Raw genomic sequence first — 17,583 nt, 5'->3', positions numbered from 1 at the left:
AAGTTCCGAAATAGGGGTGCCGCCTTCGGCTTGTTTTAAAATCGATAGTATTTGGCTGTCTGTAAATTTTGATCTTTTCATGAAGAATCTCCTCGTGCATAGATTATGAGAAAATTCTACTTTTGATATCTGCTATTTTTCGGGGGGATTACCGGATCATGGAGGTAAAAAAGGAGATTAATACATTTAATTTTTCACAGATTACTCTCCGCAAGTTACCGGTATTTTTGAACAATAAGAATCCATGTGAACTTTCTATAGAGAAGATAAATGATGACAGAATATACTTCAAAGGGATTTAAGGTTTGTTATGATATAAAACCTACGGAGAGTAATCTATACCGTGCTGAGGGTGAAGTATTCTTTTACAACAAGGATTCAAGTGATCCCAGTTTATTACAGAAATTTCATACAGAACACACTACAAAAACTGGAGCTCAAACAGAAATTAAACGATTAATTGATGACTACATCGATTTTGAATGGAAAAAATACCTCGAGATGAAAAAAAATTGAGGCATTGCGGTTAACAATAATTTAAGAATGTCAAGGTATTCTAAATCATAGAACTGATTCAAGCACTATGAATTCTTACTTATTTTTACACAGCTTTTTATATTCTTCTTCCAATTTTCTTAAATCCTCATCGGATAATTTATCCAAATCCAAAATAGAATTACGCGCATTTTTTTTCGTTTTGATTAACTCATCAATTTTTAAGTTAAGAATTTTCGTATCACGATTTTGCGTATTCTGAATTAAGAACACCATTAAAAAGGTAATAATGGTTGTCCCGGTATTAATTATAAGCTGCCATGTATCTGAAAAATGAAATAAAGGGCCTGTAATGAGCCAAATGAATACTAAACTCAATGCAATTATAAAACACCCGGAGTGTCCAACTGCAAGTGAAACTCGCTTTGCAAAATTATTAAAATGATTGGAATCGTTTTTAGCTTTCATCGTTATTTCCTTATGTGCACACTAAGTCACCCTTGTTCAAATATCTTCTCAACTATAGCAAAATCTCTCTTGGCTTCCACTTTACAATCATTGCCATTGCTTAATGGTTTAAATTATCTTAGCTTAAAATAAGCATTTTTTTATTCTGGAAAATCCCTGGGGGGTTTTAACTGAAAAATCAAACTATTGCTTTTCGCTGCAAAAAGCTGTTAACAATACTCTCACATCTTATCCACAGCTTACTCCCATTTTGTTCTCTTGCTTTTTTCAAAAAACACAATATATTGTTTTTTTAAAACAAAAATACCACCAGATATTGTATATTTAAGATTGTATTCAACAACGATTTATTCTATATTTTTAATATGGATCCAACTAATCTTAAGGATTGAAATTAGTTGGGTGGCCAAACAACACCGTGGAGAAAACATGTCTGAGATTCTTGAGTCGGTAAAAGATGTACCGCAAACAAGTCAACTGGAATTGACCGCTACTGCCCCAGGTTTGCTGAAAACCATAAAGCGCAATGGCAAAGTTGTTAGCTATGATGATAACAAAATCAAAGTTGCCATTACTAAAGCATTCATTGCTGTAGAAGGTGGCAATGCAGCAGCATCAAATAGGATTCATCAGCAAATTGATGAAATCACTCAACGGGTTACTCAAGCCTTTAAACGTCGTCATCCAAGCGGCGGCAGTATTCATATCGAAGACATCCAGGATCAAGTAGAACTGGCTTTAATGCGTAGCAGTCAATACAAAATTGCGCGTGCTTATGTGCTCTACCGTGAAGAGCACCGTAAAGCCCGAGAAACAGCTCTAAAACAACAAGCCAGTGATAACAAGGTACCGCTCATCACTATGCCTGATGGTGAATTGAAACCTTTGGATATGGCGCGTGTAAATACTATTGTTGCCGAAGCCTGCCGTGAATTGGATAATGTTAAAGCAGAACCTGTTATTAAAGATGCTCTGCGTAACCTTTATAATCAGGCAAAACTGGAGGACGTTCATAAAGCCTTAATTATGGCCGCTCGTACCCTGGTAGAAAAAGAGCCCAATTATACCTACGTCAGCGCTCGTTTACTCCTGGACAGTTTACGTGCTGAAGCATTAAACAAATTAAATATACAAACAGAAGCAACCTTCGATGAAATGGCAGCCATCTATCCTGCTTACTTCAAGGCCTATATTGCCCAAGGTATTACACAAGGCATGCTCGAACACAAATTGGCTGATTTTAATTTGGATAAGCTGGCAAAAGCATTGTTACCGCAACGCGATATGAAATTCACCTATTTAAGCCTGCAGACGCTTTATGATCGTTATTTCATTCACGAACATGGTGTCCGCTATGAATTACCACAGGCCTTCTTTATGCGTGTGGCGATGGGCCTGGCGATTCGTGAGCAAAACAAAGATGATAAAGCAATCGAGTTTTATCTACTGCTATCCTCTTTCGACTATATGTCCTCTACTCCGACACTCTTTAACTCCGGTACAGTCAGACCCCAGTTATCAAGCTGCTATTTGACCACAGTCCCTGATCATCTGGATGGCATTTACAGTGCAATTAAGGATAATGCGCTGCTGTCTAAATTTGCTGGTGGGCTTGGCAATGATTGGACTCCTGTTCGCGCCATGGGAGCGCATATCAAAGGCACGAATGGTAAATCGCAAGGCGTTGTACCGTTCTTAAAAGTTGCTGACTCAACAGCTGTTGCTGTAAACCAGGGTGGTAAGCGTAAAGGGGCTGTTTGCGCCTATCTCGAATGCTGGCACCGCGATGTGGAAGAGTTTACTGAATTACGTAAAAATACCGGTGACGACAGACGCCGTACACATGATATGAACACGGCCCTGTGGATACCTGATTTATTCATGAAGCGTGTGCATGAAGATGGTGAATGGACTTTATTCTCTCCCGATGAAGTGCCTGAGTTGCATGATGCCTACGGAAGCGAGTTCGAGGCCCTGTACACTCAATGCGAAGAGAAAGCGCAACGTGGTGAAATTAAAAATGTTAAAAGAATTTCTGCCCTTAAACTATGGCGCCGAATGCTTTCCATGTTATTTGAAACCGGTCATCCATGGTTAACTTTTAAAGATCCATGCAATCTGCGCTCACCTCAGCAGCACGTGGGAGTGATTCACAGCTCCAATCTGTGTACGGAAATTACACTCAATACGTCACAGGATGAAATTGCAGTCTGTAACCTTGGTAGTGTTAACTTGCCTGCCCATATCCATAATGGCAAACTGGATCGTGAAAAATTGAAACGTACCATCACTACCGCTATTCGCATGCTTGATAATGTGATTGACATTAATTATTACTCTGTACCGCAAGCCCGCAACTCTAATCTGCAGCATCGTCCAATTGGCCTGGGTTTAATGGGCTTCCAGGATGCGCTTTATGCACTCAAAATTGATTATACCTCTAAAAAAGCTGTTGAATTCGCTGATGAATCAATGGAATTAATCAGTTATTACGCCATTGAAGCCTCTTGTGAATTAGCGAAAGAACGAGGTAGTTATTCAAGTTATGAGGGTTCTTTATGGAGCAAAGGGATTCTACCTATTGATTCCATTAATTTGTTACAACAAACTCGTAACAAATACCTTGAGCAAGATCGCTCACAACGTCTGGATTGGGAAGATTTACGAGTCAAGGTACGTACTCAGGGAATGCGTAACTCTAATGTGATGGCCATTGCTCCAACAGCCACTATTTCCAATATTTGTGGTGTATCACAATCCATTGAGCCGACCTATCAAAATCTCTACGTGAAGTCTAATTTGTCTGGCGAATTTACAGTGATTAACCCCTATTTGGTTGCTGATTTGAAAGCACTTGGCCTATGGGATGAAGTCATGGTTAATGACTTGAAATATTTCAACGGCAGCGTACAACCTATCAGTCGTATTCCTGCTGAACTAAAAGCACGTTATGCAACGGCGTTTGAAATTGATCCCATGTGGTTAGTAGAGGCTGCTTCTCGCCGCCAGAAATGGATTGATCAGGCCCAATCGCTGAACATATACATGGCTCAGCCATCCGGTAAAAAACTTGATCAATTATATAAATTTGCTTGGGTACGCGGTTTGAAAACAACCTACTATCTACGTAGCCTGGGTGCTAGTAATGCAGAAAAATCCACTGTCACTGACGGGGCACTTAATGCAGTCAAGATAGAAGCAGAACCTAAAGTATGCTCTATTCTGGATCCAGACTGCGAAGCTTGCCAATAATGAGGAGAATTTGATGTCAATAACAACGTTAGAACCGATGATGAACGCACCCAATCCTATGGGTGCTACTGGCTTGGAAGCCTTAGAAATGGGGGCAGGCCGCATTCATGTTGATGACAAGCAAATTATCAACTGTCGAGCTGATTTAAACCAATTAGTTCCCTTTAAATATACTTGGGCTTGGGATAAATACTTAACTGCCTGTGCTAATCATTGGATGCCCAATGAAATCAATATGAGCACTGATGTTGCTTTATGGAAAGATCCTAATGGTTTAACTGCAGACGAACGATTGATTGTTTTACGCAATTTGGGCTTCTTCTCAACAGCTGATTCGTTGGTAGCCAATAACCTGGTCTTGGCCGTTTACCGTCACATTACTAACCCAGAATGCCGTCAATACCTGTTACGTCAAGCCTTCGAAGAGGCACTTCACACTCACGCTTATCAATATATTATCGAGAGTTTGGGGCTGGATGAGGCTGCTGTATTTAATATGTATCGCGAGATTCCTTCTGTTGCTACGAAGGCTGCTTGGGCACTGCCTTTTACCCAAAGCTTGAGTGATCCTAATTTCCATACGGGAACGCCAGCAGATGATCAACGATTATTACGAGATCTGATTGCCTTCTATGTGGTTTTTGAAGGTATCTTCTTCTATGTTGGTTTCACACAAATCCTGTCTATGGGCAGACGTAATAAAATGGTCGGTACATCCGAGCAATTTCAATATATTTTGCGTGACGAATCGATGCACATGAATTTCGGTATTGATGTCATTAACCAAATAAAAATTGAAAATCCTCACTTGTGGACACCTGATTTTAAAGAGGAAATCATCCTATTGATTAAAGAAGGTGTAGCGTTGGAATATCAATATGCTAGAGATACCATGCCACATGGTATTTTGGGCATGAACGCAGAAATGTTTGAAGAGTATTTACATTTCATTGCTAACCGCCGCCTTAGCCAGATTGGTTTACCAGAACAATACCCGGGTGCTGAAAACCCATTCCCCTGGATGAGTGAAATGATGGATCTCAAAAAAGAGAAAAACTTCTTTGAAACCCGCGTGATTGAATATCAAGCCGGTGGAACTCTAAGCTGGGATGATGAGGATGATAACTAAAGCTTGACTGATTCAATAATCATAGAAATCCTGGCTGCAAAGCAGCCAGGATTCACCAGCGGGCTTAGAGCTCATTAACCTAATATCAAGGTCAATACCAGCGTTCTTGGTGGGTCAAAATCACCCAACCTCCTTGCTAATAATTTGATAAATTTATGCAGCTACCTTGGGAGAAAAAATTGCAAGTAGACACCTTAGTCAAAGAAACCACCCGAGAAAGCTATCAATCAACAGCAGCAGCATTTGCTCGCAATGTAGCAGAACTCGCCCCTACTGGCTCGATCGAAAAATTTATCAATTTCCTACCTCCGAAAGCTAAAATTATTGATATTGGGTGTGGGTCAGGCAGAGATGCACAACTCTTTAGCACCATGGGTGCTGAGGTTTAGGGATTGATTTTAGCTCGAATCTTATCGACATAGCACAACAATATGCTCCCTTAGCGCAATTTCACGTAATGGATATGGAAAGGATGAATTTTCCTGAAGCATCTTTCGACGGCGCTTGGGCAGCCTGTTCTTTAGGTCATCTCCCTAAGAAATCGCTACCTGGCGTTCTTAAAAAAATTCATTCTCTGTTAGCCGAACACGGATATTTATATTTAGCGCTTAAAAAAGGCTCAGGTGAGGTACTGGAAAATGATACGCGCTATGGTATTGATGTGAAGAAATTCTGGGCTTACTATGAAGAAGACGAATTAAAAGATAGATTACAAAAAGCTCATTTTGAAATACTTGATTTCGCTACAGTAGCAATCAATCATCACTATCAAACGCATCCAGCCTTCAGGGTTTTTTGCCGAAAATTGAAATAAAAAGTTCTCCTTCAGCAGCATACTAAAGGAGAGCTTACCTCATTATTTTTCCTTATTAATACTAAGTTCACGCAACTTTCCCTTACTTTCAGCTTTCTTAGGTATGGTTACCCACAACATACCTTTTTTGAAAGACGCTTTAGCTTTATCAACATCAACTGACTGAGGCAAAGTAATGGTTCTATCGTAACGTCCATAACTGATTTCACGGCTCAGATAATTTTTATTTTCATCCTTTTTAGATGTACTTTTTTCACCTTGAATAGTTATTACATTATCACTAATAGAAACTTTAATGTCTTTTTCATCCATGCCTGGCATTTCAATTTCAATTTTAAGACAATCTTTATCTTCAATGATATCCATTGCTGGAGATAGTCTTAGGTTGTGAAAATGTTCTAAATTCAAGTTGCTGGATTCGAACAAATTATACAAATCACTCATGGCTCTATTAACTTCTTGATGAAGGCCTCTAAACGGACTCAATAAAGATTCAGCTGTACTGGAAATATCTCCCTTTCGTTTTGGTAAATTGCTCATTTCCGTATCTCCTATGCCATATCTCACAGAAACTCACTCTGTAAAATAATTAACCTCTATTAATTATAAATATTAGTAGAAACCATTGAATTTTCAAGCAAGAATAACTCCTTAATTCTTCAATAAAAATTGAAATATTATTTATAAATCAAAGCATTATAAATTCTTAAATTTGTAAAATCATATTTTTATCTTGTTTTTATTTTGTCTTAATGTCTTAATGTGATTTATTTTAAAACCGCTAGAAATATCGTTATTAACCCCTGCAGCTCACAGGACAGAAGGCTATGTCAATTGATAATGTATTTTTAACTAAAGACTCTATTAAATTTCTTCTTTTTTTAGCTAAAAAAAATACCTTGTCAATGACGAAAAAGTATTTCTGCCATGATCAATTGGAAGCAGATTTTTATTCACAGCAAGAGCAGCAACTGACACGCGGCACCATTGTTGTATTCCATGGCCTTAACCAGGAAGGGAATAAAGATACCCGCATCTTGAAATTAGTGGGGGCTTTAGTAGCGATTGGTTTTACCTGCCTAGTTCCACGTATACCGGCTTATGTAGAACTTCGATCGACAACTGAGTATGATTTTGATTCGCTTGCCAGTTTTTTAGATCATTTATCCCTAACAACAACCGAAATAAATGGCTATTACTCTTTTCTTGGCCCTTCAACCTCTTGCTTATTCATGAGCAAATTGGCATCCAAAGAACAACTGAAACCGAAAATTAAATCACTTTGTCTGATTAGTCCTTATTTCTCTGCTCAAAATAGTTTTGAAGAAATCCTGGAATCACCTAAAAGCTTCTATGCTCAACTTGTGCTGTTAAAAATGCTCCTTCACAGTCAGTATACGCACGAGAAAAATGAATCGCTTGGTGATGATATAAACTTACTGAGTCAAGCGATAACTTTTTGCTTTCAAAATAAAAAAGAAGAAGAAATAAAAATTGATGTGCTGAAATTTATTAATCAGGAATCTTCTCGAGGGAGTCCTTTATATTCTTTAATTAGGCTCTTAGGAAAAAAAGGATTTATCACCGATACAATAAAACCTTTTTTTCTTGATATTTCACAGCGTGCCCAATATGAAGACCACATTGCAAAAATAGACGCAAGTGTGACTATTATTCACTCACTTCACGATGATATTTTTTCCCCGAAAAACAGTGTTGACTTATCCCTGCATCTTAATAAATATCAGATAAAAAATAGCTTATTGATTACTAAACTACTTGAGCATGCTGATTTAAAATTTAACAGCATTCTTAAAGAAGCAAAGCCAATAATTAATTCCTTAAACTATTTTTTTAGCCACGCGCAAGTGAAATAAAGCTAACTATAACAATACGCTGTGTTCCAGGGTTAAAATGCAGACATTGATAATTATTTTTAAGCAGGGTGAAAAATGAAAAATTACCATTAATTACTGCGGGAGTTATTTTTAGTTTCGTTGCGCTGATACATTGACGTAAAAAATCGCCCATGCTAGTTTTTAAAACAGTCAACTAAAGGGAGTTAGTTATGGATCTTGTGAGCTTGGGAGTAAATTTACTCAGCGGGCTGGTTGGAGGACGTCTTCTAGGTGCTGCGTGGAAAGATAAAAGCCTTGGTGGACTTGGTAATTCAATCGCGGGCATTATTGGAGGCGCAGCAGGCGGCTACATTCTGCAAGCAGTTGGAATACTAAATAGTTTAGGCTTCGGGGATATGTCTATTCACGCATTATTAGGCAATGTTGGCTCAGGATTAGTTGGGGGAGCCGTTTTAACAGCCATCGCCGGTATGATAAAAAAATCAATGTCTAAAGCCTGAAATATTACCCTGTCGTAGCCATATCTCTCGACGCGCTATTATGGAGTAAGTGTTCACAGAATATGTTGTTTTTTTACAATCAAATAAGATCTGTCGTCATTGCGAACGAAGTGAAACGACCAGGTACCGATTTATAGCAAAGAATCATTCCGGGTTGCTTCGCCAAGGCTTGCAATGACGAAATTACGTACCGTAACCCCTTAAAAGGATTATGAAAAAAGCTGTTAACTTCAGATTGGCGCAACATACACGCCCTCCCGCTCTCAGAAGCCGTCGATTAATTTTTCTATTAATGCCTGTTTTGAAGAAACATTCATTTTAATTTTCATATTGCCAAGATAGTCTTCAATAGTGCGAAAAGACAAACCTAATTTGGCTGCAATCTGCTTTGCGCTATAGCCTCTTACTAACCAATAAGCACAATCCTTTTCCCGTGCCGTCAAATCAAGGCTATTAATCGCATAAGAATGATTACCCAATAGAGCGGTGATATGTGGAAACAAACCTAACTCTCTGATTTGTTGTAAAGAATAAATCAATGAACTTGAATGCAGATTAAAACTAAAACCAGCAGAACCAACCAATTGATTATTATGGTTAAACCAAGGGAATTTAATGGAAAAAATGAATTGTTCATTTCCTTCATAATTCACAAGGCGTTCTTCATAAACCTTGATTGTATTGGTTATACAAACATCTGAACTATTACGCATTAATTGCAGCGCTGATTGTTTTTCAGCGACATCCAGTAAACAGCGTCCTTTTGAATCCTCTGCTGAATCAAAGCCACAAAGCAAGGCTCCATATTGATTCATTAAATGGGTTGTGCTGTTGGCATCGAGAAAATAAACACTCATCGACAGCATCAGTAAATCAAATAAGTGAATTCTGGAAACGAGGGTGTGTGTTTCCATTTGTTTAGGCAAGGCAAGTTTAATCCCCGTTCTATAGGGAAGAACTCGCATTTCTTCATGCAAGATATTTTTTGATTTATTCAATAACAACATAAGAATGATTTTGTAACCGTAGACAATACGGGGTTAACTGGTGATAAACCCGGTTTATATTCTGGTTCTCTTACCCATTATGCTTGGATGGACATGATTATGGCACGAATAAACAATCTGGAAAATTCTCCTCTCGGTAAAAAAACGGTCTACTCCAGCAGTTATGATAAATCACTCCTTTTTGGTATAACGCGGCGTGAGCGGGGCCAGGAAATTAACATACCCCCAATACTGCCCTTTCACGGTGAAGATATCTGGAATGCCTACGAATTTTCCTGGTTAAATTGTAAAGGAAAACCTGTTATTGCCCTGGCAACATTCATTGTTCCGGCTGAGTCTCCCCGCATTTTTGAATCCAAATCCCTTAAGCTTTATCTTCATAGTTTTAATGCCTCCAGGTTTAACCACGAAAGCCAAGTCAGTGCGATTCTGTGCAACGACTTAAGCGAAGTAGCAGGCGCCCCTGTTCTAGTCACCCTACAAAATTGGGAGTACTCATCATTAGCTAAAATCTTTTTACCCGTAGGGATAAATCTTGACCATAATGATCTCAGTACTGATCGTTATACTTATGCCCCTGAATTTCTAGAAGCATCGCCTTTTTTTGATAAGGAACTTCTTTATTCCAATCTGTTGAAATCAAACTGCCCGATCACCAGCCAACCTGATTGGGCAACTCTTTTTATTCACTATGAAGGACGCAAAATCAAGCATGAAGGATTACTTAAATACATTATTTCATTAAGAAATCATGATGAATTCCATGAACATTGTGTTGAACGTATCTTTATGGATATTCTCAACCATTGTAAGCCAGAGAAATTACTCGTGTATGCACGTTATACACGGCGAGGCGGAATTGATATTAATCCTCAAAGGGCTACACCTGGCTTTGCTTTGCCCGAAAATTTACGCCAACCCAGACAATAAGAATGAAAGAAGAGGCAATCGGCCGATTGCCTCTTTATCTTAGAGTGTTTGCCGTAAATGAGGAAATAAAATGACATCGCGTATGGAGGGAGAGTTAGTAAACAACATAACCAATCGATCGACGCCTATCCCTTCGCCAGCAGTCGGTGGCATGCCATATTCCAATGCTTCAATGTAATCGCTGTCAAAATGCATCGCTTCCAAGTCCCCGGCATCTTTCTCCGCAACCTGTTTTTGAAAGCGTTCGGCTTGATCCTGTGAATCGTTTAATTCAGAAAACCCATTTGCAATCTCACGACCACCAATAAAAAACTCAAATCGATCCGTCACCTCTGGATCCTGATCACTACGTCTTGCCAAAGGAGATACTTCGGTAGGATAACCAATAATGAACGTAGGCTGAATTAACTGGTGTTCAACGGTTTCTTCAAAGAGGATCATTTGCAGCTTACCTAAACCATCACTGCCTTTATAAGCAAACCCCAAATTATCGAGTAAGGCTCGACAACCATCAATCGTTTCAATCTGAGCCGCGCTGAGTTCAGGATGATAGTGCAAAATAGCCTCTTTAACGGTCATTCGAGAAAAAGGCCTTGAAAAATCAAGTAGTTGACCTTGATACTCCACTTTTCTCGTACCTAGCACAACATCGCAGAGATGATGTAATAATTGTTCGGTGAAATCCATTAAATCACGATAATCAGCATAGGCCTGGTAGAATTCCACCATCGTAAACTCAGGGTTATGACGTGTTGAGATACCTTCATTGCGGAAATTACGGTTAATCTCATAAACACGCTCAAATCCACCCACCACCAGCCGTTTTAAATAAAGCTCAGGCGCAATGCGTAAAAACATTTGCATGTCCAGGCTATTATGATGAGTCACGAATGGACGTGCTAAAGCACCACCCGGAATAGGGTGCATCATTGGGGTTTCTACTTCCAAAAATTGATGATTGTCCATGAAATGCCTCAAGGCTTTTATCAGTTTTGAACGCAATAGAAACGTTTGGCGGCTTTCTTCATTGGCGATTAAATCCACATAGCGTTTACGATAACGTACTTCCTGATCAGCCAGACCGTGAAATTTATCAGGTAAAGGCCGTAGAGATTTAGTCAATAACTCGATATCTTCCGCATTCACTGTTAGCTCACCGGTATTCGTCTTGAATAACTCGCCACGAATCCCAACAATATCCCCCAAATCCCAGTGCTTAAATTGCTCATAGATTTCTGGTAAATCATTTTGCCGTACATAAACTTGTAAACGTCCGGAAACATCCTGAATATGAAAAAAACTGGCTTTACCCATAATACGTCGCAGGACAATTCGCCCAGCAACAACAACTTTTATATGTTCTTCTGCCAAAACCTCTTTCTCAATATCAGCATATTGATTCATTAAGCTGGCAGCTAAATATTGACGCCGAAACTGGTTAGGGAAATTAAAACCATTGCTGCGCAAATCAGCCAATTTCTGTTTACGAATTTGGTAAACTTCACTCTCATCTAGGTGCTGTTCTTCTATCATGCTTCCCCTACTCCTGCTTTCAAACTTGCTACAATAAATTGATCTAAATCACCATCTAAAACTGCTTGTGTATTACTTGTCTCAACGCCGGTACGCAAATCCTTAACACGAGACTGATCCAAGACATAAGAACGGATCTGCGATCCCCAACCAATATCAGATTTGGTTGCTTCCAGGGCTTGTTGCGCCGCATTTTTCTTTTGCATCTCCATCTCATAGAGTTTAGCGCGCAACTGTTTCATTGCCTGATCTTTATTTTTGTGCTGACTTCTATCAGTCTGGCATTGAACTACTATTCCACTAGGAGCATGTGTAATACGTACTGCTGAATCAGTTCTGTTAACATGCTGCCCACCTGCTCCGGAAGCGCGGTAGGTATCTATTCGCAAATCCGCAGGATTGATTTCGATATCAATATCTTCATCAACCTCAGGCGAAACAAATACGGCTGAAAAGGAAGTATGCCGCCGATTACCAGAATCGAATGGTGATTTACGTACTAAACGATGCACCCCTGTTTCGGTGCGTAACCAACCATAGGCATATTCACCAGTAAAATGAATGGTAGCACTTTTAATGCCTGCTACTTCACCCGCAGAACATTCGATTAACTCTGTAGTAAAACCATGATGCTCTCCCCAGCGCAAATACATCCGTAAGAGCATTTCAGCCCAATCTTGAGCTTCGGTCCCGCCAGATCCAGCTTGAATATCAAGATAAGCACTTGAGTTATCCATTTTTCCGGAAAACATGCGTCTAAATTCAAGTCCAGCCACCTGTTGTTCGATAACCGCAAGTTCTGCTGCCACATCAGAAATAGCGCTCTCGTCATCTTCTGAACGCGCTAACTCAAAAAGCTCTGCTAAATCGGCTATGGATTGGGTTAGTTTTTCGAGCTGCGTAACCACAGCCTCCAGCTGGGCACGCTCGCGCCCTAAAGCTTGTGCCTGCTCCGGATTGCTCCAAACTCCTGAGGATTCAAGTTCACGAACAACTTCCTCCAAACGCTCACGTTTAGTATCGAAGTCAAAGATACCCCCTAAGCGCATTAATACGCTGCTCCAAATCAGCCAAACCAAGAGTGATTTGATTTACTTCTAACATGAGTACCCTATTGTGTTTTTATTAAAGGACGATATTGTACAATCAAAGCGAATTTCAGGCCATAGAATGACCATTTTTAATACCTGGGCCCTAGTTGCGCAGGTCTGGAGAATTTGACTGCTGAATAATAATCAGATTCTATCCAGCTCTTTTTGTACTAACGCACTAATCGCATCCCCCGTATTCAGTGTCGTCTTTGGCTCAACAAGCAGCACGTAAACTTCCTCTTCGGCAACAGGTAGATGCTCAACGCCTTTAGGGATAATAAGAAACTCCCCTTCATGGAGAGTAATGTCTTGATCTCTTAATTTTATTAGCAGTTTTCCTTTTACCACTAAAAACAACTCATCTTCATTATCATGTTTATGCCAAACAAACTCACCTTTAAATTTAGCCAATTTGACCTGTGCGTCATTTAAGTCGCCCACTATTTTGGGTGCCCAATGGTCACTAAATAAGCGAAATTTATCGTTTAAATTTACTTTTTGTACTTTCATTTTTCATCCACTTCAGCCAACTATAGAGGATTTTCTGTAGTTTTACCCTTATCCTCAGAAAATTGTAAAAAAATCGCAATTAATCGTACCATAAACCCCAAAGTATCTTTAAATACGGTATCGTTATAGTAGTTTTAGCAAACTTGCCAGAAAGCCTAATTTAACTTATTATTGATTTATATTAAATCAAACTGCATTAATTTTATTTAATTAATAAATACAGTAGATTGGAGAAAGATTATGTCCACCCCTGAGGATGAAGTAAGAAAAAAAATGAAAAGCATCGCTGAAGAAGCGGCAGAGGTAGCCAGAAAAAAACAACAAGCCCTTGAAGAAGAGGCTCAAAAAGCTAAAAAGCCAATTCAGGATGATGGACCTAAAAAACCTGCACCGGAAACTGCATTTAAAGCAGAAAAACCAAGTAGCGACTGGGAAAAAATAGTAGAAGATTTCAAGAAAAAGTATAATAAAGAACCCGAGGGACCAGCAAAAAACATCCTTAGCTTTCCGTCAGAAAAAGACGCAATGGCGTTTTTTGAGTCCCAAGCAACAGAAAAGCAGCCACCTCGTGAATTCCTTATGCAAAAGCTGGAGAACGGTAAACCAGTTGATGATCATGTGTTTTCCTGTGGTAGTGGCCAACTTTTTAGAGGGGGCTTAAAAGACATTCAAACACAAGTGGCAAAGGCTTTAGAGGCTGAAAAAGATCCCCAGAAACGTGCAAAACTCGAGTCTGGAAAAGAACTTATCGATCAGAGAGTTGCTGCCATAGAAAAATCAACCGATATGCGTGCCAAGATGGGAAGCATGAAAGAGCAGGCGAAAATAGAGCAAACCCCACCACAACCCACAGACACTGAAGAGCATGGGCATAAACTCTAAACCACTCTCGGCGCTTAACCTCCTCTCAGGAGGTTAACAGTTTCTCTCCTTGAAATGCCGTCCGTTGCCGCTTTCAACTATGCTTAAATAAAGTAATTCAAGAGCCAGAAGAAAGGATTAAAAATCATCATACAAGGATAGTGGAGAAAATCATGTTAAATATCAATGTATTAAATATTAATCCGGAAATCGTTTGTGCCTTAATTGAAAAAGCAAAAATATTTCATAGTAAAGAAGAGGTTACTTTCGGCGAAGATATGCCCAATTCAGAATATGAATATGACTGGGCACAGGTATTGGCTGATCACCAGGACGATTTAACTTATCTCGAGGTCCGTACGACCATCAATGATCTCGACCCTGCACAAAAAATTGATTTACTCGCATTAATGTATCTGGGTCGAGGTGATTTCGAGGCAAATGACTGGAGCAGTGCACACAAGGAAGCGAAAGCCCGCTTGGCTCCTAATTTAACAGATTATTTGTTTTCCAAACCTCTTATTGCGTCTTATTGGGAAAAATCCTTGGAATTGTTGGGTTATTCCTGTGAAGAATGAAGGACGTGCTCTACTTCGGCAGGCCACTCGAGATCGCCAAACAGGGGGCCAAACACGGCAGCCTTTCCCAAGACACGGCCCCAAAATAAATTGCCCAGATCAAAATGCCACCATTCATACTGGTAGGGGGTAAACCCTGCCTTAGTCATTGCCTGATTTAGCGAATTTCTTCTTTCTTTTATGTTTTTCTCTTCGACAGACAATTCACTCTGTAAGTTAAAATAATCTTTATGAGCTCTTTCTGTGCAGTCATCAAAGGGTGTACCCATATCCAGTTCTTTACCAGTACTCATCTCAAACAAGGTCAAATCAATAGCACCACCACTAAGATGAGGCGAGCAATAGCTATCACCTACCCTGCATGGTAAAGAAACATATTTTAACGTTTCCTCATAATTCTCTTGTTCTGTAAAATAGGGGAACTTACTGCGCACCTCGCCTCTCATCCAATCAAAAAGCATGGCTTGAACCGCCCTGGGTCTATAAACATCCCAGACAAGAAAACCATATTCTGCTGGTAGAAAATTCAGCGCCTGCTTTAATCGGGCTAATACTGCATAACGCCCCCAAATTTGAGACACCGGGCTAAACCCCAGTTCAAAATACTTGGGACAAACCCGAATCCGTGGATGACTCTGACTGGTCAATTCAACCGCTGTATAGTCATGAGGAGAAAACTCATATTCCGTACTCATTATCTTTCTCGTTTACGGCAAAAAGCAAAGTATAAACAAATTCCCGTCAATTTGTCTGTTATTTCTATTTATTTTATAGTTTAGAGAACATTCTTATGGCAATCCAGAAACTGAACTCAGACGAGATTTATGCAATACTTTATTTGTTAGCGATAAAGCTACCTTTCAAAAGTGATTATGCTAAGATGATTTCTGCCCTCCACTATCTCTACTTCAATAATTAGCTTTTGATATTTCAACAAGAATAGTGAGACGTGTTTATTGAGGCATTAACATTATTTTTTCAATAAAACCTTTTAGATCAAGAGAAAGACACTATGTTTAAACCTTTTCTAACTTTGTCCTTTATAACACTTTTTTGTATCGCCACACAGGGACGAGCCAGTGATGCTGCACTGGCGAATGTAGGTATAACACCACCTCCTATACAGGAGTCAAGTGATGCTGAAGCCATTTCAGCACCAGCGCCGGTAGCAGCGGTAGCACCTGCTCCGAGTTCTCTTTCTCAACCTGTCAGCAATCAAAAACCCCATGCCACGGTATTAACATGTTCTGACTCGCCCGTACAAACCAACATACTCAATAAAACACCTGCGGCCAATTTATTTATGATTAGTAATATAGGTAATCAACTGGTTACTTCCCTGGGTTCAGTTGAATATGGCGTAAACTATCTTGGTTCCTCGCTGCTATTAATTGTGGGGCACTCCAATTGTAAAGCCATCCATACGGCAAACAGTGATTATTCAAAATTAGCACCTGCGCTTGTGAAAGAACTCAATAATATGCGCGTTGTTAAAGGTGCTCCTGATAGCGACAGCGTTAAAGCAAATGTTAATAATCAAGTGGCTATAGCCTTGCAAGAATTTGCTGCAAAGGTAAAAAATGGCCAATTATTGGTAGTTGGGGCAATCTATGAGTTTAATGATGATTCGCAAGCTAATGAGGAAGGTAAACTTAACATTATTAACATCAATGGTGAAACCGATCCGGTGAAATTAAGTGCTATTGCCACTACAGTCGCTCAAGCACAATAATTTTTTGTGTCTTATTTGAATAATTCGTTGTTTCCTCCCCATAAGCAGGGAGGAAACAATTCATCCTAGTTATAAAGTATGTACCGCTGTTGGGTCTGTAATTTGGTGAACCGGTGGTTTTGCAGTCTCTTGGGTACCCAGGCTAAATACTCCAATACTGGTTGCTGTTTTTACACTACCAGGCAACACGGGAGTCTGCATAGGCAGTTGTTCTACAACAGGTACAACGGGTTTAACCGCCGGTTTTCTATCGTCAAGGATTACCGCATCATCACCATCTACAAGCGTTAAATGCAATTCTTCATTATCTTTGCAGCGTACAGGTTTCAACGCCGTAAACTGTCCCGACAAATCATAGCAACAAGCATAGGTTGTTTCTGGTCCTGCTTCAACCACAAAGCGGCAGGTAAAAAACTCTCTTCTGGCCGCCCATTCCTGCATCTTATCATTCTCCGATAAGGCAGCAACGAAATCAGGACTATCTGTGTCAATAACTGGTGAACCGAATAGTTGGGCAACAGTATGTAAAACCGGTGGTTGGGTTGCTCCATAACTAATAATGAAAAATTTGTTACGGGCAAGAATTAAAGGCGACCCATTTTGCAACGCCTCAATTGTTGATTCCAAGTCTTGCTCTGCGGAGTCTGTATTTTGACCATCAGTAAAGAGCAAAACATTAGTATGCTTTGTTGAACTGGAAAAGGAAGATAATTGGTTTATTGTGGCAGTAAAGAGATTAGGCTCAATCACCATTTAAATTGAATACAATAAAAAAATCCGTAAACTGTTATTTTTCACAATTTCAAGGGAATAGTAGTCAAATG

Annotated in this window: 19 protein-coding genes; 11 read left to right on the top strand and 8 right to left on the bottom strand. The window is 39.6% G+C overall.

Annotated features, from left to right (window positions below):
* The first annotated feature begins 270 nt into the window (after positions 1 to 270).
* Positions 271 to 516: a hypothetical protein gene (locus Lfee_RS06195; RefSeq protein WP_058444972.1), complete on the top strand. Its 246-nt coding sequence runs from the start codon at positions 271 to 273 to the stop codon at positions 514 to 516.
* 75 nt (positions 517 to 591) lie between these two features.
* Here the strand turns inward: Lfee_RS06195 and Lfee_RS06190 are convergent, their stop codons facing one another.
* Positions 592 to 963, bottom strand: a complete 372-nt coding sequence (locus Lfee_RS06190; RefSeq protein WP_058444970.1) for a low affinity iron permease family protein — start codon at positions 961 to 963, stop codon at positions 592 to 594.
* Positions 964 to 1,392: 429 nt separating this feature from the next.
* Here Lfee_RS06190 and Lfee_RS06185 point away from each other — a divergent pair, with 429 nt between their 5' ends.
* The 4 genes from Lfee_RS06185 (at position 1,393) to Lfee_RS06170 (ending at position 6,158) form a co-directional block, all read left to right on the top strand.
* The gene (locus Lfee_RS06185; protein WP_058444961.1) at positions 1,393 to 4,215 is read left to right on the top strand and encodes a ribonucleoside-diphosphate reductase subunit alpha; all 2,823 of its coding nucleotides are present in this window, start codon (positions 1,393 to 1,395) and stop codon (positions 4,213 to 4,215) included.
* A gap of 13 nt (positions 4,216 to 4,228) precedes the next feature.
* Positions 4,229 to 5,344, top strand: coding sequence for a ribonucleotide-diphosphate reductase subunit beta (locus Lfee_RS06180; RefSeq protein WP_058444960.1), 1,116 nt, complete (start codon positions 4,229 to 4,231; stop codon positions 5,342 to 5,344).
* Positions 5,345 to 5,499: 155 nt separating this feature from the next.
* Entirely contained in the window at positions 5,500 to 5,733 is a 234-nt protein-coding gene (locus Lfee_RS06175) for a methyltransferase domain-containing protein (protein ID WP_058444958.1), read from the top strand.
* Positions 5,734 to 5,735: 2 nt separating this feature from the next.
* On the top strand, positions 5,736 to 6,158 hold the full coding sequence (locus tag Lfee_RS06170; RefSeq protein ID WP_082646585.1) for a class I SAM-dependent methyltransferase: 423 nt from the start codon (positions 5,736 to 5,738) through the stop codon (positions 6,156 to 6,158).
* Between the two features lie 42 nt (positions 6,159 to 6,200).
* On the opposite strand, the gene Lfee_RS06165 is transcribed toward Lfee_RS06170, so the two are convergent.
* Complete coding sequence (locus Lfee_RS06165; RefSeq protein ID WP_058444954.1) at positions 6,201 to 6,698, bottom strand: Hsp20/alpha crystallin family protein; 498 nt, start codon at positions 6,696 to 6,698, stop codon at positions 6,201 to 6,203.
* 287 nt (positions 6,699 to 6,985) lie between these two features.
* On the opposite strand from Lfee_RS06165, the gene Lfee_RS06160 reads away from it, so the two are divergent.
* Together Lfee_RS06160 and Lfee_RS06155 are read left to right on the top strand one after the other, a co-directional pair.
* A complete protein-coding gene (locus tag Lfee_RS06160; protein ID WP_058444952.1) occupies positions 6,986 to 8,035 on the top strand; it encodes a hypothetical protein in 1,050 nt (349 codons plus the stop codon).
* A 191-nt stretch (positions 8,036 to 8,226) separates the two neighbouring features.
* Positions 8,227 to 8,517: a hypothetical protein gene (locus Lfee_RS06155; RefSeq protein WP_058444950.1), complete on the top strand. Its 291-nt coding sequence runs from the start codon at positions 8,227 to 8,229 to the stop codon at positions 8,515 to 8,517.
* A 263-nt stretch (positions 8,518 to 8,780) separates the two neighbouring features.
* On the opposite strand, the gene Lfee_RS06150 is transcribed toward Lfee_RS06155, so the two are convergent.
* Positions 8,781 to 9,515, bottom strand: coding sequence for a helix-turn-helix transcriptional regulator (locus Lfee_RS06150; RefSeq protein ID WP_165482170.1), 735 nt, complete (start codon positions 9,513 to 9,515; stop codon positions 8,781 to 8,783).
* A gap of 108 nt (positions 9,516 to 9,623) precedes the next feature.
* Here Lfee_RS06150 and queF point away from each other — a divergent pair, with 108 nt between their 5' ends.
* Positions 9,624 to 10,454: an NADPH-dependent 7-cyano-7-deazaguanine reductase QueF gene (queF, locus tag Lfee_RS06145; protein ID WP_058444946.1), complete on the top strand. Its 831-nt coding sequence runs from the start codon at positions 9,624 to 9,626 to the stop codon at positions 10,452 to 10,454.
* A 39-nt stretch (positions 10,455 to 10,493) separates the two neighbouring features.
* Here the strand turns inward: queF and lysS are convergent, their stop codons facing one another.
* From lysS to Lfee_RS06130, 3 genes are all read right to left on the bottom strand, one after another.
* Complete coding sequence (gene lysS, locus Lfee_RS06140) at positions 10,494 to 11,987, bottom strand: lysine--tRNA ligase (protein WP_058444944.1); 1,494 nt, start codon at positions 11,985 to 11,987, stop codon at positions 10,494 to 10,496.
* Positions 11,984 to 13,091, bottom strand: a protein-coding gene (gene prfB, locus Lfee_RS06135) for a peptide chain release factor 2 (RefSeq protein WP_112854860.1) whose coding sequence is annotated in 2 segments (ribosomal slippage) — positions 11,984 to 13,015 and positions 13,017 to 13,091 — 1,107 coding nt in all. Because the reading frame shifts where the segments join, the coding sequence is not laid out codon by codon here. The genes lysS and prfB overlap by 4 nt, the downstream gene beginning before the upstream one ends.
* 131 nt (positions 13,092 to 13,222) lie before the next feature.
* A complete protein-coding gene (locus tag Lfee_RS06130; protein WP_058444940.1) occupies positions 13,223 to 13,588 on the bottom strand; it encodes a cupin domain-containing protein in 366 nt (121 codons plus the stop codon).
* A gap of 240 nt (positions 13,589 to 13,828) precedes the next feature.
* On the opposite strand from Lfee_RS06130, the gene Lfee_RS06125 reads away from it, so the two are divergent.
* Both Lfee_RS06125 and Lfee_RS06120 read left to right on the top strand, forming a co-directional pair.
* On the top strand, positions 13,829 to 14,470 hold the full coding sequence (locus Lfee_RS06125) for a hypothetical protein (protein ID WP_058444938.1): 642 nt from the start codon (positions 13,829 to 13,831) through the stop codon (positions 14,468 to 14,470).
* Between the two features lie 152 nt (positions 14,471 to 14,622).
* Positions 14,623 to 15,027 (top strand): DUF3775 domain-containing protein, encoded by a 405-nt coding sequence (locus Lfee_RS06120; protein ID WP_058444935.1) that lies wholly within the window; start codon positions 14,623 to 14,625, stop codon positions 15,025 to 15,027.
* On the opposite strand, the gene Lfee_RS06115 is transcribed toward Lfee_RS06120, so the two are convergent.
* On the bottom strand, positions 15,009 to 15,722 hold the full coding sequence (locus Lfee_RS06115) for a M15 family metallopeptidase (protein ID WP_058444934.1): 714 nt from the start codon (positions 15,720 to 15,722) through the stop codon (positions 15,009 to 15,011). The genes Lfee_RS06120 and Lfee_RS06115 overlap by 19 nt on opposite strands.
* Positions 15,723 to 16,039: 317 nt before the next feature.
* Here Lfee_RS06115 and Lfee_RS06110 point away from each other — a divergent pair, with 317 nt between their 5' ends.
* Entirely contained in the window at positions 16,040 to 16,759 is a 720-nt protein-coding gene (locus Lfee_RS06110) for a carbonic anhydrase (RefSeq protein WP_058444932.1), read from the top strand.
* 69 nt (positions 16,760 to 16,828) lie between these two features.
* On the opposite strand, the gene Lfee_RS06105 is transcribed toward Lfee_RS06110, so the two are convergent.
* A complete protein-coding gene (locus Lfee_RS06105; protein WP_058444930.1) occupies positions 16,829 to 17,512 on the bottom strand; it encodes a hypothetical protein in 684 nt (227 codons plus the stop codon).
* Between the last annotated feature and the right edge of the window lie 71 nt (positions 17,513 to 17,583).

This window comes from Legionella feeleii, from assembly GCF_001467625.1.
Lineage (GTDB): Bacteria > Pseudomonadota > Gammaproteobacteria > Legionellales > Legionellaceae > Tatlockia > Tatlockia feeleii.
The sequence above is the reverse complement of the archived record's forward strand: the minus strand, read 5'-3'. Positions and strand labels throughout refer to the sequence as shown.

Coding starts and splice junctions, on each gene's coding strand:
- Lfee_RS06195 (WP_058444972.1), top strand. CDS start 271: ATGATGACAGAATATACTTCAAAGGGATTTAAGGTTTGTTATGATATA.
- Lfee_RS06190 (WP_058444970.1), bottom strand. CDS start 963: ATGAAAGCTAAAAACGATTCCAATCATTTTAATAATTTTGCAAAGCGA.
- Lfee_RS06185 (WP_058444961.1), top strand. CDS start 1,393: ATGTCTGAGATTCTTGAGTCGGTAAAAGATGTACCGCAAACAAGTCAA.
- Lfee_RS06180 (WP_058444960.1), top strand. CDS start 4,229: ATGTCAATAACAACGTTAGAACCGATGATGAACGCACCCAATCCTATG.
- Lfee_RS06175 (WP_058444958.1), top strand. CDS start 5,500: ATGCAGCTACCTTGGGAGAAAAAATTGCAAGTAGACACCTTAGTCAAA.
- Lfee_RS06165 (WP_058444954.1), bottom strand. CDS start 6,698: ATGAGCAATTTACCAAAACGAAAGGGAGATATTTCCAGTACAGCTGAA.
- Lfee_RS06160 (WP_058444952.1), top strand. CDS start 6,986: ATGTCAATTGATAATGTATTTTTAACTAAAGACTCTATTAAATTTCTT.
- Lfee_RS06155 (WP_058444950.1), top strand. CDS start 8,227: ATGGATCTTGTGAGCTTGGGAGTAAATTTACTCAGCGGGCTGGTTGGA.
- queF (WP_058444946.1), top strand. CDS start 9,624: ATGGCACGAATAAACAATCTGGAAAATTCTCCTCTCGGTAAAAAAACG.
- lysS (WP_058444944.1), bottom strand. CDS start 11,987: ATGATAGAAGAACAGCACCTAGATGAGAGTGAAGTTTACCAAATTCGT.
- Lfee_RS06130 (WP_058444940.1), bottom strand. CDS start 13,588: ATGAAAGTACAAAAAGTAAATTTAAACGATAAATTTCGCTTATTTAGT.
- Lfee_RS06125 (WP_058444938.1), top strand. CDS start 13,829: ATGTCCACCCCTGAGGATGAAGTAAGAAAAAAAATGAAAAGCATCGCT.
- Lfee_RS06120 (WP_058444935.1), top strand. CDS start 14,623: ATGTTAAATATCAATGTATTAAATATTAATCCGGAAATCGTTTGTGCC.
- Lfee_RS06115 (WP_058444934.1), bottom strand. CDS start 15,722: ATGAGTACGGAATATGAGTTTTCTCCTCATGACTATACAGCGGTTGAA.
- Lfee_RS06110 (WP_058444932.1), top strand. CDS start 16,040: ATGTTTAAACCTTTTCTAACTTTGTCCTTTATAACACTTTTTTGTATC.
- Lfee_RS06105 (WP_058444930.1), bottom strand. CDS start 17,512: ATGGTGATTGAGCCTAATCTCTTTACTGCCACAATAAACCAATTATCT.